The organism is Photobacterium phosphoreum, assembly GCF_002954725.1.
Taxonomy (GTDB): Bacteria; Pseudomonadota; Gammaproteobacteria; order Enterobacterales; family Vibrionaceae; genus Photobacterium; species Photobacterium phosphoreum.
In genome coordinates this window covers 631,209-646,650 of the sequence record NZ_MSCQ01000002.1, presented here as the reverse complement: position 1 = coordinate 646,650, position 15,442 = coordinate 631,209, and the positions used below count along the sequence as shown (strand labels likewise).

At 34.7% G+C, this 15,442-nt stretch carries 12 protein-coding genes and 1 pseudogene; 9 read left to right on the top strand and 4 right to left on the bottom strand.

The genetic code is table 11. The features are described 5' to 3' along the window. Positions 1 to 106: 106 nt before the first annotated feature. Positions 107 to 1,096, bottom strand: coding sequence for a CobW family GTP-binding protein (locus BTO21_RS15115; protein WP_045029585.1), 990 nt, complete (start codon positions 1,094 to 1,096; stop codon positions 107 to 109). 203 nt (positions 1,097 to 1,299) lie between these two features. Here BTO21_RS15115 and BTO21_RS15110 point away from each other — a divergent pair, with 203 nt between their 5' ends. From BTO21_RS15110 to BTO21_RS15100, 3 genes are all read left to right on the top strand, one after another. Then, entirely contained in the window at positions 1,300 to 1,512 is a 213-nt protein-coding gene (locus BTO21_RS15110) for a KTSC domain-containing protein (protein ID WP_045029583.1), read from the top strand. A gap of 164 nt (positions 1,513 to 1,676) precedes the next feature. Next, entirely contained in the window at positions 1,677 to 2,672 is a 996-nt protein-coding gene (locus BTO21_RS15105; protein ID WP_105026895.1) for a RelA/SpoT domain-containing protein, read from the top strand. 114 nt (positions 2,673 to 2,786) lie between these two features. Continuing rightward, positions 2,787 to 3,209 (top strand): PACE efflux transporter, encoded by a 423-nt coding sequence (locus BTO21_RS15100; RefSeq protein WP_045029582.1) that lies wholly within the window; start codon positions 2,787 to 2,789, stop codon positions 3,207 to 3,209. A 51-nt stretch (positions 3,210 to 3,260) separates the two neighbouring features. Here BTO21_RS15100 and BTO21_RS15095 read toward each other — a convergent pair whose 3' ends face one another. Beyond that, positions 3,261 to 4,772 carry a diguanylate cyclase domain-containing protein gene (locus BTO21_RS15095; RefSeq protein WP_105026894.1) on the bottom strand — a complete coding sequence of 504 codons (1,512 nt, stop codon included), beginning with the start codon at positions 4,770 to 4,772 and terminating at the stop codon, positions 3,261 to 3,263. 558 nt (positions 4,773 to 5,330) lie between these two features. On the opposite strand from BTO21_RS15095, the gene BTO21_RS15090 reads away from it, so the two are divergent. Genes BTO21_RS15090 through BTO21_RS15080 form a run of 3 tightly spaced genes read left to right on the top strand, consistent with a single transcriptional unit; the run spans position 5,331 to position 8,877 of the window. After that, positions 5,331 to 6,653, top strand: coding sequence for a paraquat-inducible protein A (locus BTO21_RS15090; RefSeq protein WP_045029665.1), 1,323 nt, complete (start codon positions 5,331 to 5,333; stop codon positions 6,651 to 6,653). A gap of 11 nt (positions 6,654 to 6,664) precedes the next feature. After that, positions 6,665 to 8,305: an intermembrane transport protein PqiB gene (gene pqiB, locus BTO21_RS15085; protein WP_045029664.1), complete on the top strand. Its 1,641-nt coding sequence runs from the start codon at positions 6,665 to 6,667 to the stop codon at positions 8,303 to 8,305. A gap of 2 nt (positions 8,306 to 8,307) precedes the next feature. Next, entirely contained in the window at positions 8,308 to 8,877 is a 570-nt protein-coding gene (locus BTO21_RS15080) for a PqiC family protein (RefSeq protein ID WP_045029576.1), read from the top strand. Positions 8,878 to 8,953: 76 nt separating this feature from the next. Here BTO21_RS15080 and BTO21_RS15075 read toward each other — a convergent pair whose 3' ends face one another. Next, a complete protein-coding gene (locus BTO21_RS15075; RefSeq protein WP_045029574.1) occupies positions 8,954 to 9,610 on the bottom strand; it encodes an HAD family hydrolase in 657 nt (218 codons plus the stop codon). Between the two features lie 211 nt (positions 9,611 to 9,821). Here BTO21_RS15075 and cqsA point away from each other — a divergent pair. Together cqsA and BTO21_RS15065 are read left to right on the top strand one after the other, a co-directional pair. Next, positions 9,822 to 10,995, top strand: a pseudogene (cqsA, locus tag BTO21_RS15070) (alpha-hydroxyketone-type quorum-sensing autoinducer synthase). 289 nt (positions 10,996 to 11,284) lie between these two features. After that, positions 11,285 to 12,439: a M12 family metallo-peptidase gene (locus tag BTO21_RS15065; protein ID WP_045029570.1), complete on the top strand. Its 1,155-nt coding sequence runs from the start codon at positions 11,285 to 11,287 to the stop codon at positions 12,437 to 12,439. Positions 12,440 to 12,492: 53 nt separating this feature from the next. Here the strand turns inward: BTO21_RS15065 and BTO21_RS15060 are convergent, their stop codons facing one another. Further along, a complete protein-coding gene (locus tag BTO21_RS15060; protein ID WP_105026893.1) occupies positions 12,493 to 14,547 on the bottom strand; it encodes a hybrid sensor histidine kinase/response regulator in 2,055 nt (684 codons plus the stop codon). A 171-nt stretch (positions 14,548 to 14,718) separates the two neighbouring features. Here BTO21_RS15060 and BTO21_RS15055 point away from each other — a divergent pair, with 171 nt between their 5' ends. Beyond that, positions 14,719 to 15,345 (top strand): class I SAM-dependent methyltransferase, encoded by a 627-nt coding sequence (locus tag BTO21_RS15055; protein ID WP_045029567.1) that lies wholly within the window; start codon positions 14,719 to 14,721, stop codon positions 15,343 to 15,345. The last annotated feature ends 97 nt before the right edge of the window (positions 15,346 to 15,442 follow it).

Below are 15,442 nucleotides of genomic sequence, written 5' to 3'. Positions count from 1 at the left end.
TTCTTTTTATGAGCTCTATTTTATAACGTAGCAGTAAAGTGATAAAAATTCTCACTATTACTGCAATCGGTATAAGCAATGGATCGATAAGTGCTAATAAATGGGATTATTTAGCGACAGTATTGGCTGTAATCGAACATAGAATATTCTCTAATTCATCCCACGGTAGGATCTCGTTATCAATTACTTCAATGCGTGATTCAAAGCCTTCAAGTGAGAGTTCGTTAACCGATACCACTTGATTGACGACGTTAAAGGCAAAGCAGCCATTTTCAGTATTAACCACCGCTTTAATACGGTTAGCGCTGAGGTTAGAAAATAGACTGAATAATTTTGAAAATTCGAATAATTGATCAGCGGCAAAGAACCAACCACAACTGTGATAACCCTGACCGTGGTTTTCTTTACGAATAAATTGCTGACCAGGGGCTAATTCTAGTTCAGGTAATGGTTCAGTTTGGTCATGCCCATGATGATGGTGACTATGTTGCGCTTGGCGATCTGTGCGTTCAATATCGAGCCATTCCAACTCAAGTCGACCATGTTCCACTTCGGCAATTAATGCTTTTTTAGGTTCAGCTTTTTCCATTGCGGTTTGAAAAGTATATAAATCAAAATCGTCACATTGATCAATTTTATTGGCTACGACCACATCGGCGAGTGCGAGTTGATCTTGAAAATTGACGTTATCAGTATAAACGTTGTCGGCAAAATGGCGCGGATCCACAACAGTAATCGTTGCGCGAAGATCAACATAGTTACGGTAGCTTTCTGAGGTTAATTTGTGGATCACTTCTTTAGGGTGACCTAAGCCTGTTGGTTCAAGCAATAGTCGGTCAGGTTTTTGCGCCAGTAGCGCGTTAATGCCAACAGACATCGGTAAGCCTGCAACACAGCACATGCAACCGCCAGGGACTTCTTTAATGATAGCCCCTTGTTGCTCTAAAATAGCACCATCCACACCGACATTGCCGAATTCATTGATTAATATCGCCCATTTTTCGTGTTCAGGTTTACGTGCCAGTAACGAAAGAATTGAGGTAGTTTTACCTGCGCCTAAGAAACCTGTAATGATATTAGTGGGAATACGTTTCATGTTGTGACTAAATCCTTAAACGATTGAGCACGAAAATAATATCCTCAGTTTACGTGAGCGACATTAAAGTGACTAGTAGAACTCGATTAAGCGTTACTCAAGTGCCGTTTTTGACTGCAATAATAGTGAAAATCAAAAAAATGTAGGTATATTACAGCGCTTTTGGCATGATTAATTATTCAATAATATTGGTGTAAATGTGAATGATTAATTGGTCTGTTGTGAGTTCTGATGTAATCAAAAAAATAGGTCATGATGTAGAGAAAGATTGTCTTTATATCGATTTTTGGCAGCGTAGTGAATATGAGGTATATGACCATGTATCGTTATATGCTTTTTATCATTTTTCATTAGCGGCTTCGATTGATGATTATTACCAGCGAGTCATTAAAACCAGCTATTCAATCATGGGTTAATTTTATTAGTGGTAACTTTGTTATCATTTTAAAATTTGTATAAACTTGAAGTTAATGTGCAAAAGGCATAATTTAATTCGGTTATTAAAATAACATACGATGTATTATTTAATTTATCGTTAGCGTTTATATATAAGTGTTATTTATCAATAAGTGAGTTAGCAATGAGTATTGCTCTTTTGACAGAAGATGAGTTTCTGCACAATAATCGAATTACCCAACAGCAGTGGCAAGCTAGCCCAATTACGTGGTCGACATTAAAAGCGATAGGGCTATGTCATGAGCAACGAACAGAAGCGTTGAATCTTACTGCTGAATCCTATGCTGGTATTATTCAGCAGTGCTCTCATGTTCATTCTGTACGCTGGCGAGTAAAAAACCCGCAACATCTCATGGAGAAAATCGTCAGAAAGACGCAGTCTCATAGTGTAACGTTTAAAGCTAAATATCTCGGTATTAATCAATATAATTATGATGAAATTGTTACTGACCTTATTGGGGTACGAGCATTACATTTATTTAAAGATGATGGGTTAGCGATTCATGATTATTTAATCAGCAAGTGGCAGTATGAAGAGCCGCCTGTCTTTTATGTAAGAAGTGGCGATGATGAAGTTTTTGCCAAATTACCCAAAGATATTAAAGTAAAAATACACCCAGCGGGCTATCGGTCATTACATTATGTCTTTGGCAGTGAGTTACAGCAACGACGTATTTTTACAGAAGTACAAGTTAGAACTATTTTTGAAGAAGCTTGGACTGAAATCGATCATAAAATACGTTATCCCAATTTTTCTACAGATGAGGAAATTTGTTCTTTTTTATTGATATTTAATCGTTTGGTTGGATCTGCTGATGAAATGGGTTCGTTTGTAAAACAGCTTGCGATTGAGGCTGAACAACGACAACACACATTGATTGCATCACAAAAGATAACTGAAACGGAGAGTCTTGATGTGGAAGAACTCTTTCTTGAATTAGAACGTAAATCAAAAAAACAGCATGATTCTCAAGTGGTTATAGAACAGTTACGCCAGCGAGTTATGCAACTGCAAGCCGATAAAGAAGTATTACAAAAATCAATGTATTCAAATATGTTAGCATCGACAACCACGGTGGCTCCTCGTTGTTACAAGGCTTCTGAATTGTTAGACAAATAGGTCATCTATCCGTTTTTCGGATGGATTCTAGCTTGTTAAGAGTAAAAAAACATTTATAGTGATATCCACAAAAGCTATCGATTATAAAAAATAAATGTACTGAGGAAATTTTTGATGAGAACGCGGTTGGATCGTATTCGCCATGCGGTTTGTTTTGAAATTATTGGCTTAATTTTATTGGTGGGTGTCTTAAGTCAATTAGGATTTGATGGTAGTCATGTTGGCGTAGTAGGGATTGCTTTTTCAATTTTAGCGACAGGTTGGAACTATATTTATAATATATGGTTTGATCGTATGCTTTATCGTCGTTATAAAACAGCAGTAAAAACAACTGTTATCCGTATTATTCATAGTCTTGGATTTGAAGCTGGACTTCTTTTTGTCACTATTCCTATTTTGTCATGGGTACTAAAAGTTACCTTATGGCAGGCTTTTGTTCTTGATATAGGTATGGTGCTTTTTTATCTTATTTATGCATATGTTTATAACATTGCTTATGACCGCTTATTTCCAATACCAGAAGTGCAACAAGATTAAAAGATAACCATTTGATAAAGGCTCCTAATGCTAATAACATTAGGGGCTTTTTTAATGGTTAACATAAAAGCTATAACAATTCTTACCTTTCTTTTTACTGTCATAGACTGCTTTATCAGCATTAATAATTAATTGTTCGATATCTCGTGTATTGTTGTCAGTGAGTGCAACGCCAATGGATGCTGAAAATGGAATAATTATATTACCATTACTAACTGAACCACTGAGTTCAGTATTAAGTGATTGTAATTTAGCGATTAAATCTATTTCACTGCTGAAGTTATCTGTTAATACGATAAATTCATCGCCACCAAATCGACCCATTAAATCACTCGGTTGATTAAAAAATGATGTGACATGTTGAGCAAACATCTTAATAACATCATCACCATAATGATGACCTAAAGTATCATTGATTGTTTTAAGGTTATCAAGATCAATAAAGAGTAAAGCAAAGTCATTATGACGTTTTTGAATCATGATATTAGCGTGTTGAATAAAATATTTACGGTTCAATAAATTGGTACGAGAGCAATAGACACCGTCTTTAGTTGTATTGATAATATTATTAAAGTGATGATTTATATTGATATTGTCGTTTTTTGATTCAGATTGCATCGGTACAATAAATGTACTTTCTTTGATAAATGTATCAATAGGTGATGTGATAACGGCGATTTTTTTCATTAAATAATAGCCAATAGCCACTGATGTCAGTATAGATATTAAAATATTAATAATAACAAAAATAAATCGTTCGTTTAGATATTGATTGTAATTAAGTGTTGATACTAAATACCATGGTGTGTTTTTTAGAGGGCGGAGGGTTAATAGTTCAAGTTGATGGTTACTATTAATAGCATGATAGCTGAATATTTTTTTGTTTCTAATATTAAGAGATATTTTATTGTTATCTAGTGACGAATAAAGTTTATCACTCTTGAGTATATTTATATTTCTACAATTATTATTGCCAGCAATACATTCATTTAAAATATTATTTTTAATACTCGTATTTTCTTGGTAAGCCAGTGCTTTTTTTATTTCAGCATATGATACGGAAGCAAAAATAACCCCATCATTGCTTGAACTAGAAAAAGGTATACATATGATATAAATATAACTATTAGAAATAGGGGAGTAGATTAAGTTACTTATAATCAGTTTGTTTTGTTGTATGGCTTGTTTGAAATAACTACGATAATTTATATTTTCCATGCTATCACGGTATGTTGTGGCAGCATTGCCATTTATGTCACTAATACCTAATATTTCGATATTAAAAGCTTCTTGGTAAGAGCGAACAAACTCAATACGTTGCGATAGTAATAGTGATGGATTTTTAACGATATCATCATTAGAAATAGCTGTGAGTAAGTTTGTATGTTTACTGATAATAGTAGCAACATTATTTTCTGTTACAGTTCTATTCCTTGTGAGTAAATTATTGATGCTACTATATTGGTTATATGACCAATAGGTAATGTTGAATATGATTAATAAGCTTAGACATAGTAAAATGTACTGGGTTATTTTTTTTCTAATACTATGGCTAATGTTCATTCGATGGTGTCTTTTTAATCAGATAATGTATCTATACATATGAATAATTATTTTACATGTTTTCATATACTTATAAATAGTCTTTATTTGTAACAATTAATCATACTTTAAATTAAATGTAGTGATAAACACTGGTTTAACCAGTGAGGTTTAATGTCTTTTGAGTATAAAATGATTAGGTGTTACATGACTGTCTTTTTATGGCCTCATGTTGTTCCTTCTTATGCATTGACGATAAGTGAAAACGAATGGAGATTAAATGTAATACAATATTAACTAAGAATACTGCTATAATGTATACCGTTCAAAATAAAGTCTCATCGTGAGATAACTCGTGATTGTAATGTGTTAGTGGACATAAAAAATACTGTTTATTACTATGAGTCTTATTTATAACGTAGTTTGGGTTGGTCGGCGATATTTCGTTGGACAGGTGTTTGTTTTTTTAATGATATTTAGCATGTTAGTAAATTATACTATCAGATTTTTTATCATAGGTGATGTACGTTGAGTAAAGAAATTAAACTCGCACGAAAGGCGATTGACGTGCAACAATCAATGATGATTGCGTGTGAAGAGTGTGGCTTAGTCGTTGACATTCCTAATTTAAATGAAGGTGAAAAAGCGACTTGCCCTCGGTGCGGTCATACTTTAATAAAAGCGGTTAGCTTGCCTTTTCAGCGCCCAGTTGCTTACGGTGTTGCGTGTTTGATCATGTTAGCATTAAGTCTCTCATTTCCATTCTTATCTTTTACTGTTAATGGGATGGGGCATCAAATAACGCTCCTAAATGCAGCAGAAACATTACAACATTTTGAAAATAGTGTATTAGCTATTTTGTTAATGACAACGGTAATTGTTTTTCCAGCAGCGTATATAGTATTAGTCTTATATCTTTATTTTTGTGCCCATAAAGTAAAGCATATTGGTCATATTAATCATGCACATCGTTGGATTAAATTTTTATGCAGAATATTATTTAAAATCCAACCATGGTTAATGGTTGACGTGTTTTTAATTGGTGTTTTAGTGAGCCTTGTTAAAATATCAGCACTAGCACATATTGGCTTAGGCTATTCATTTTGGGCTTTTTGTCTTTATAGCGTATTAGTTATTAAATGTGTTTCGTTAGTTGATAGAACATGGTTGTGGGATCAGTTTTTTGCGATGAAGTCGATAGACGGTGTCCATAATGGTGATACTCATGTAGATAACAACCATGTTGGATGCCATGCTTGTAATCAAATAAATCCTATGCCGACAACTCACCATGCGCGTTGTTTACGTTGTGATAGTCGATTGCATGTTTTTAATGCCAATCACTCTTTACAGTATGCATGGGCGTATTTATTAGCATCAATCGTGTTTTATGTTCCTGCTAATTTATATCCAATGATGTATACCGTGAGTTTAGGACAAACTGAAGGCTCAACGATCCTTGGCGGGGTGGTATTACTTTGGAAAATGGGGTCGTGGCCGATTGCGTTAGTGATATTTATGGCAAGTATTTTTATTCCGATGGCGAAAATGTTTACTTTAGCATGGTTATATTTTTGTGCAGGTAAACGGCCGGATGATTCAACCCATATAGCAATTAAACGGTTGAAGTTATACCGTTTAACAGAATTTATTGGTCGTTGGTCAATGGTTGATATTTTCGTGGTTGCCATATTAGTGGCTTTAGTTCAGTTACAAAATGTAATGGCAATTTCTCCTGGTCCGGCAGCGTTATGCTTTGCAATTGTAGTGATATTTACAATGCTATCAGCCATGAGCTTTGATCCACGAGTATTTTGGACATCTAAAAGTAAAGTGTGTAAACAAGATTCAGAGTTAGATGCTACTGAATCCAATTCAGTAGTGCCTAGTGTACATAAATGAGAAAGCAGATGATGAGTGATAACCAGCCGACTGAGGCTAAAGTACAACGTTTGAAGCAAGTGTCGCCAATATGGATTGTTCCATTAGTTGCACTAGCTATTGGTATTTGGATGTTTGTTCAATACCTTAATAGCCAAGGACCGGTGATTACTCTTCGATTACCGAATGCATCGGGTATTGAAGTGGGTAAAACCGCGATTAAATCGTTAAATGTTAAAGTCGGTGTTGTAACTAAAGTCCAATTAAGTAAAGACTATAGTTATATTACCGTAACGGCTCAGATGGACAATGATACTGGGCGTATGCTTAAAAATGACACCTTATTCTGGGTGGTTAAGCCACGTATAGGAAAAGGGGGCGTTTCAGGTTTAGATACTTTGCTTTCTGGCTCATATATAGAAATGCAGCCGGGTGAAGGAAAACAAGATAAGCACCATTTTGTTGCTTTAGATGTCCCTCCTGTTGCTCCTGCGGATGCAAAAGGATTACGGGTTATTTTAACCAGTCGCCAAGCGGGTAAATTAGGCGTTGGTGATCCCGTTCTTTATGACGGATTTACTGTTGGTCGTGTTGAACAAGTGAGTTTTGATATCAACAGTAAACGTGCTAATTATCAACTATTTATTTTCGAACCTTATGATAGTTTGGTACGTACTAGTAGTGATTTCATCTTAGCTTCAGGTGTTCAAGTTAAGGTGGGTGCTGAAGGTTTCAACGTCAAAATTGGCTCATTAGAATCGCTCATTACAGGTGGTGTGACATTTACGACCCCTGTTGATGATCAAGGCAGCTCACAATTAAAGCAAAAAGCATACTATCGCTTATATGATAATGCGGCTGAAGTTCGTGAAAAAATGTTTGAACAACATCTTGATTTTGTGATGCTATTTAGTGAATCCATTCGTGGTTTAAAAGCAGGTGCTCCTATTGAATATCGCGGTATTCAAATTGGTACGGTTCAAAAAGTACCATTACGTCTACCTACAAGCCAAGAAGGTTTCACCAGCAAGCAGATTCCAGTGTTAGTTCGTATTGATCTTGGGCGTGTTTATGATCATACCGATGAAGGTACATTAGCGTCATTGCATGCAAATCTTGAAAAAGAATTTAAGCAAGGTTTACGGGCAACATTGAAAACCGGTAATTTGCTGACGGGCGCGTTATATATTGGTACTGATGTCTATAAAGGTGAAAAACCAATACACGCGTTGGAATATGATGGTTATGACATATTCCCAACTAAAACGGGTGATTTAGCTGAAGTACAAAAGCAGCTAACAAACTTATTGGATAAATTTAATAAATTGCCTGTTGAAGATACATTAAATTCAATGACGGCAACGTTAAAAGCGTCTGAAAAAACCATGGCTACGATGCAAACAACGATCAACGATTTAGATCGGTTGTTAAAGCAAAAAGATACGCAAGCATTACCTGGTGATGTACGTGCGAGCCTTAAACAAATTCAGACAACACTTAATGGTTTTGGTCCTGATGCAGCACCCTATCAGAATCTTGAAGGTGCTTTAACTCGTTTTGAAGCTGTGATGACTGAACTTCAACCGGTGTTACGTCAATTAAATGAAAAACCAAATTCACTTGTGTTTGGTGATGAGAAAACAAAAGATCCAGTGCCTGTTGGAGGTCGTTAATAATGAAAAAATGGTTCATCATCGCAGCTATGACTTTAGCCGTAAGTGGTTGTAGCAGCGCACCTGAAGGCGTAAATACATTCTTATTACCAGCGGGTAAGACGCTAACAGTATCACACGCCAATAATCAGCCATTATTGATTGTACGCCCGGTTGAAGTGGCAGCGCACTTAGCTGGTAATGGTTTGGTTTATCAAACGTCGGCAACTGAAATGGTTGAAGCCCAACAAAATTTATGGGGAGAAGCATTAGCAAGACAGCTAACGCGTCGTATCACTCATGATTTGCGTCAAAAGCAGCATCAATTATGGGCAACACAGTTAACACCAACATTGTCAACGACAGGTGCGGAGAGGTTACAAGTCCGTATAAACCAATTTAATGGTGTATATACCGGTGTTGCGAAGGTTGCTGGTGAGTGGATGATCATTGGTGCGAATGGTGATTTGCAAGCAGTGCATCCATTTGAGTTTAGCGTGCCTTTGGCCAAAAATGGTTATAGCGCTCAAGTGGAAGCATTATCAACAGCTGTTGGTGAGTTAACGACTCAAATAGCGAATGCAGTGAAGTAATATATTCACTTAAAAAGAAGCCCACAGGTTAATAGCTTGTGGGCTTTTTTATTACTTTTAATGTGGTAGTTACGTTTTATTGGTGTGTTTGTAAAAACGTTAATGCATCATCCATAGTGTTAAAAATATCATGTCCTAAAGCGCGAGTTTCAGTATCAGGCTCTACAAGGTCGATAATTTGTAACGTAGCCATATTGGCAGCGACTGCCGCTTTGACGCCGTTATTTGAATCCTCAAAGGCAATACATTGATTAGGCTCTACATGCAGACGTTGTGCCGCGAGTAAATATATTTCAGGGTGAGGTTTACCCTGAGTTACTTCATCGCCACAGGTTATATGTGAGAAGTATGTTGATAATCCAGCGAGATGAAGTTTTTTCTGTGCGAGTGCTTTGTGAGTGGAAGTGGCGACAACCATGGGGATTTTTTGGGCTTGTAGCCAGTTTAATAATTCGATGACACCGTGTTTAACGGGAATGGCTTGATGTTCAACAACGGCGTGGTAGTGCTGCATCCAGCGAGGGTGAAAAAGGCTATAATCCAACATATCACCGTAGCCTTGCTTAATGATAGGTTTAATCCCAGCTTGGTTTCGTCCAATCATAGAAAGATAAACCTCTTGCTTAAAAGGAAGGTTCATCTCACAGCATGTTTGCTTAAAAGCAGTCATACACACTTGTTCGGTATCAAGCAGTAATCCATCCATATCAAAAATTGCTGCACTATATTTCATCATATTCTCAGTGTGGTTATTTTTTTAGGTAGTCTCTCATAATATTAAAATTCAGAATAGGTTATATATAACAAATAATGATAATTGTTTTATCAGGATGATTTTATAAGATGAGCAAATAATAGGTTGTGTATTTTTTATTTGATAATAATATATCTTTGTTATTTATAAATATGTAAATAATATTATTTTAATTAAAAAGGAATATACCATGACAAACCATAACCTATCTAAGCCACTACCAGACTTTATAAAAAAAAATTGAATTTCATCTTGAAGAACTTATTTATCCTCGAAAAAACCAACAACATTTAGTTTTAGGTAAAAAACCAACAGAAAATGGGGTGTTATTACAGAGTAATGACTATCTTGCCATTTCTAATCATGATCACATTCGAGAAGTATATATAGAGTCGCTCAGTAATAATAAAAAAGACATTGTTATGTCCGCTATATTTTTACATAAAGAAGATGATCATTCATTTGAGCATCAGTTGGCGAGTTATACTGGCTTTGAGCATTGTATATTGTCTCAATCTGGATGGGCGGCGAATGTGGGCTTAATTCAAACAATTTTGCCTGTTAATACGCCAGTTTACATTGATTTCTTTGCTCATATGTCATTATGGGAAGGGGCTCGGGTTGCAGAAGCGCAGATTCATAGCTTTTTACACAATAATATTCGTCATTTAGAGAAGTTAATTAAGCGTAATGGACCTGGATTAATTTTAGTTGACTCGGTTTACAGTACATTAGGTACCGTTGCACCTTTAACTGAAATAGTTGCATTAGCGAAGTCTTATGGTTGTGCTATTTTAGTTGATGAGTCGCACTCACTAGGGACACATGGGCCACAAGGAGCAGGATTAGTTGCTCAATTAGGTTTAACTGATGATGTTGATTTTATAACCGTTAGCTTGGCTAAAGCATTTGCTTATCGGGCAGGGGCAATATTATGCAGTCACAAAGTAGGCCAAGCATTACCCTTCGTCGCTCGTCCTGCGATTTTTAGTTCTGCTTTATTACCCCATGAAATTGCAGTGTTACAAGCAACATTAGAGGTGATAAAAAACAGTGATGATCGGCGTTCATTGTTGATTGAAAAATCTAATAAATTACGATATGGATTACTTCAACTTGGGTTCAAGATTCAAAGCCAGTCACAAATTATTGCTCTTGAAACAGGTAATGAAGAAAATACAGAAATGATGCGAGATCATTTAGAAAGCATGAATGTTTTTGGTTCTGTTTTTTGTTCACCAGCAACGCCAAAAAATAAAAATCTAATTCGTTTTTCTGTTAATAGTGGATTAACGGATGAAGAAATCGATATTATATTACAAGCATGTTCTTTGATGAGTATGAGAGTTGAAGTGGTTTCATAATAATAGTTAATATTTTTTAACGGTTAAATAGATTGTATTAATTTATTTAATAGTATTAAGCCTGCTAATAATATTTAGTGGGCTTATTTGTTTTTTATAATACAATTTTAATTGTTATTAGATATCAGGTTTTTATGTTTTTTAAACGGTAAATAACATTAAAATGAAGAGTGAAAGTATTATTTTAATTAAATCTTGATATTGTTTTAATCATCTGTAGTATTTATTTTATCATACGTAATAAATATTGAATTAAATAATCACAACAGTGATGTATTAAAGGAGACTCATGCAAAATAAAAAAGTATGGCTATTATTGGCAATGTTTACCGGAACAGTAAATGCTGCTAATTTTGAATCACCATTAATTTTACCAACAGAGATTGCTCATACAGAAGTCGCTTCACAGTGGGTTGTTGGCCATTATCAAAATATTGAACAAGCCAATAAAGTTTGGGCTCATTATAACGTTGATATTACTCTTTTACCGGCGATGGTTAGTTATTTTGATTATCCTTATGCCAGTATTGAAGAGGTTTCTGATAATGTTGATCTGATGTTCGATACGGGTTCACCGCTTATTAATAATACTTTAACGACTTTTGCATCAAAGATGTCAACGACAACCAAAGGCCATGCCCGCTCGCCTGTAGGTGACTATCAGCTCAAAAGTATGAATAATGTGCCATTGGTGTTAAGTGAAGATAGTGTTACTAATAAACGCTATCAATTTGTTTATGCTCATGAAGTTGGGCATACTTTTGGTGCTAAACATACTCAAGCGAATACCGCCGATAGTACAGAAGAACTTTATCAAAACGGTTATGGCACTAAGCTCTGTAATGTAAAAGGTACAGCGAGCTTAATGTCTGGATTTACCAGTTATAATTCAGCGAATGGTTTACCATTTATCAACGGTCAGCTGGGTTGTGATCAAGGTAGTGCTGATATTGTTGCGTTACTTAACCATACAGCAATAAAGAAAGCAGCAATAATGGAGCTAACTGGTGTTCAAACATTAGTTGCATCACCGCGTGAAGATATCAATGCTCAACAATTTGAAGTCACTTTTACAAGAAGTAAAGATATTGATAACGCACAGCAAGCAACGGTTTATGTTGCAACGAAAGTACAAGGCCATAAACAGGCTGCTTTAGCACCCAAAGAGATTCAGTTTAGCGCAGGGAGTCGTACTGCCGTTGTTACGTTGCCTTTTGATCAAGTGTATCCATTATTTGATAATGCGGATGCTAAACAAGGTACTTATTTAGTGGCTGTTACATCTGATGAAGTAATGCCTGCGAGTGTTAATTTGTTAGATTATAATACGCAATGGCCAAAAAATAATGATCATGGCGGCGATAGTTCAGGTGGTAGCTTGTCTTTATTTTGGATTATGATGTTGTCATTAGTTGTTTATAGTCGTCGTAAAATAGCACAATAAAATCGACACTTGAAAGTAGGTACCCGTTAGGGTGCCTACTTTTAACGGTTAATTTATGACTTAAGCCATTTGTTTACGATACTTAACAATGCTGCCTTTGATGAGGGTTTTACTAAAAAATCAGAAATACCGACAGTTATTAAGTGTTCTTTATGCTGTTCATCAAGTAAGCCTGAATAACAAATGATGGGTATACATTGGTGTAAGTTATATTGAATATTAGTTCTAATTTCTTTGGTTGCCTCAATACCCGACATGATTGGCATTTGCGAGTCCATCAAAATGAGATCAACGGTAATTTCTTGTAAATAATTGAGGGCTGTTAGTCCATTATCTGCTTCAATAACATCATAACCAGCATTTTTTAATAAAATACCACAATAGAGACGTAATGAAACATTATCATCAACAATCATTATTTTTGTTTTATTCACATTTATTGGTGATGATAAAGTATTGTTTTGTTTTGTTCTTGTAAAACATTGAGTGGTTAATTTTTTTTGTAATGTATCAATATGATCATATTCAAAAAAGTAAGGCTTGTATGTTTCTGTTGGTATTATCTTTGTATCATAATCCTTATGTGAGATTAGTATAATATTAATAGAGGTTGTATCTATTTGATCTTGTAATTTTTTTAGTAAACTATTGTTGATTAAATTTATATCAATTATGATACAATCATAATTCTTTTCATCAATACTAATAATATTATTTGAAGATATTTGTTCATAACAAAGCGTGAAATTATAAAAATACGCAAGATGATTCAGGTCGGTTAAAATTTGCGGTTGATTACCGATGAATAATATTTTCTTCGTACTCATTGAATCATATTTAATTTTATCTATTGTCGGTGAAGTGATAATAGGTAATCGAATAATGAATGTGGTCGATATATTTTCTGTCGAATAACATTCAATTGACCCAGTAAAAGCATCAATCACTTTTTTACAGAAAGATAATCCTAATCCCGAATTATTCTTCTTCCCTGAAGTATAATATTCAGTAAATATGTTTTTAATTGCTGTTGATGGTATGCCTTTACCATAATCTTTAACACTAATAATTGTTTCATTATGTTTACTATAAACTGAAATAATGATCTTGAAATCAGTTTTTTCTTTATAATAAAAAGAGTTTTTCAATAAATTAAAGAAAACATAGCGTAATAAAATACTATTGCCAAAAAACATACTGTCTTTATTTATTTGAAAAAATACTAGATTACGGTCATTTTTATTTTTATAGCCGTATACATTAAGTGCATTATTAATGACATCATTGATAGAAGTATAATGGAATGAATGTGATGATATTTTTTGATTATCAATAGAATTTAATAATAAATCTATGGTGTTGTTCCCATTGTTGATTACTGAAATGTTATCTTTAATGATATCTCGTAATTTACTAACCTCAGCATTTGAAATTAAACGATTATGTTGCGGATCAGTCGTTAAAGTGTCAGGCAGTAATTCTAATAATACTTCTTGAGATGCGTATAAAGCACCAAGGGGGTTACGCATCTCATGGGCGATACCATTACTAAATGATTGAGAAAATAATTGTTTACTTTCAATTTCTATTCGGTTTCGATAATTAAAACAAATACCGGTGAAATAAGAAAAGCTGAATACAATAAGATATGAAGCGTGAAAACCAGCCCCAATATGGCCCATTGTCATATAGCCGATTAAAGCAGCAGTACATGCAGCTATTGTGGTAAAAATAAGAATAAGTAGCCAGTCATAGATAATCATAATAGATAAAAAAATGGCAGCCATGAATGACATTATCCATACCACCGACCATTCATTACGTATCATCATATAACAAAAGAAAAAAGGTAAGCTAAAACAAATACTAAATACAAAATGCTTTTCTTTATAGCGATAAAACCATTTTGGCATCAATGATTTTATTACAAAGGGTAAAAATAGTAGTGTACACACTAAGCGTAAGAGTAAATTCTCATAAGGCTGAGGGAAAAGATAAGTCCAGATGAAATAATAAGCAGGAAAACCGATGCTACCAAGCAGCCCGATAATAAATAAATTTGGTTCAATATAGCGGTAGGCGCTGGTTATTCTTTGCTTAATATTCATTGAATTATATGTGCCTATAGGTGACTATTGTTAATGTTATCTGTGCCGTCAATGATTAGCAAGTTTTTACGTTGTTGTTGTTTGTTTATTGTTAACTATAAAGATTTTCGAAAGGCTCTGTTTGTCGCTTTGAAAGTGTTATTGTGACCCTTTAACGTTGTGGATTGTTTTATGTCTTTTTTTAGCGCTTTATTTTATGACAAAGTAATGAAATATACAGAAGAAGCTTGTTTGATTGAGTGGCGTAGAACATTGCTTGAAAACGTTGACGGTAATGTGTTGGAGATAGGGGCGGGTACTGGAGCGAGTTTAGGTCTGTATCCTAAAAAATCATCATTAGCGCTTTATTTAGCAGAGCCTGACCAACATATGCGGATGCAGTTAGAGCAAAAATTACATTCGCAACCGAATATTAAAGCGACAGTGTTATCTTGTTCAACAGAGCATATTGAAACGGATGATAACTTTTTTGATTATGTGTTTGTATCATTAGTGTGTTGTTCCGTTAAAGATGTTGCTGCGTCATTACAAGAAATTAAGCGGGTATTAAAACCTACTGGGCGGTTTATTTTCCTTGAGCATGTTGCAGCCGAGCCTGGTTCTAGTTGTTATCATTGGCAACAGCGACTTAATTTTATGTGGCGTCACGTAGCGGATAATTGCCATTTAAATCGAACCACCGAACAATCTATTATTGATGCTGGTTTTGTGATTGAAGATATTCAATATGAAAAGATGCAGAAAATGATAGCGGTTGTGCAACCGACGATTAGAGGTATCGCTAGAATTGCGCCCTAGTATTATTGAGATTGTATTCTATTTAGGTTTTATGCTATTGAAGAACAAAGAACAAAGAACAAAGAACAAAGAACAAAAAATTATGCTATGTGATATG

What these genes read in the sequence shown, in the direction of transcription:
- pqiB (WP_045029664.1), top strand. Translation starts at nt 6,665, where the DNA reads ATGAGTGATAACCAGCCGACTGAGGCTAAAGTACAACGTTTGAAGCAA.
- BTO21_RS15080 (WP_045029576.1), top strand. Translation starts at nt 8,308, where the DNA reads ATGAAAAAATGGTTCATCATCGCAGCTATGACTTTAGCCGTAAGTGGT.
- BTO21_RS15115 (WP_045029585.1), bottom strand. Translation starts at nt 1,096, where the DNA reads ATGAAACGTATTCCCACTAATATCATTACAGGTTTCTTAGGCGCAGGT.
- BTO21_RS15055 (WP_045029567.1), top strand. Translation starts at nt 14,719, where the DNA reads ATGTCTTTTTTTAGCGCTTTATTTTATGACAAAGTAATGAAATATACA.
- BTO21_RS15060 (WP_105026893.1), bottom strand. Translation starts at nt 14,547, where the DNA reads ATGAATATTAAGCAAAGAATAACCAGCGCCTACCGCTATATTGAACCA.
- BTO21_RS15075 (WP_045029574.1), bottom strand. Translation starts at nt 9,610, where the DNA reads ATGAAATATAGTGCAGCAATTTTTGATATGGATGGATTACTGCTTGAT.
- BTO21_RS15105 (WP_105026895.1), top strand. Translation starts at nt 1,677, where the DNA reads ATGAGTATTGCTCTTTTGACAGAAGATGAGTTTCTGCACAATAATCGA.
- BTO21_RS15110 (WP_045029583.1), top strand. Translation starts at nt 1,300, where the DNA reads ATGATTAATTGGTCTGTTGTGAGTTCTGATGTAATCAAAAAAATAGGT.
- BTO21_RS15065 (WP_045029570.1), top strand. Translation starts at nt 11,285, where the DNA reads ATGCAAAATAAAAAAGTATGGCTATTATTGGCAATGTTTACCGGAACA.
- BTO21_RS15100 (WP_045029582.1), top strand. Translation starts at nt 2,787, where the DNA reads ATGAGAACGCGGTTGGATCGTATTCGCCATGCGGTTTGTTTTGAAATT.
- BTO21_RS15090 (WP_045029665.1), top strand. Translation starts at nt 5,331, where the DNA reads ATGATGATTGCGTGTGAAGAGTGTGGCTTAGTCGTTGACATTCCTAAT.
- BTO21_RS15095 (WP_105026894.1), bottom strand. Translation starts at nt 4,772, where the DNA reads ATGAACATTAGCCATAGTATTAGAAAAAAAATAACCCAGTACATTTTA.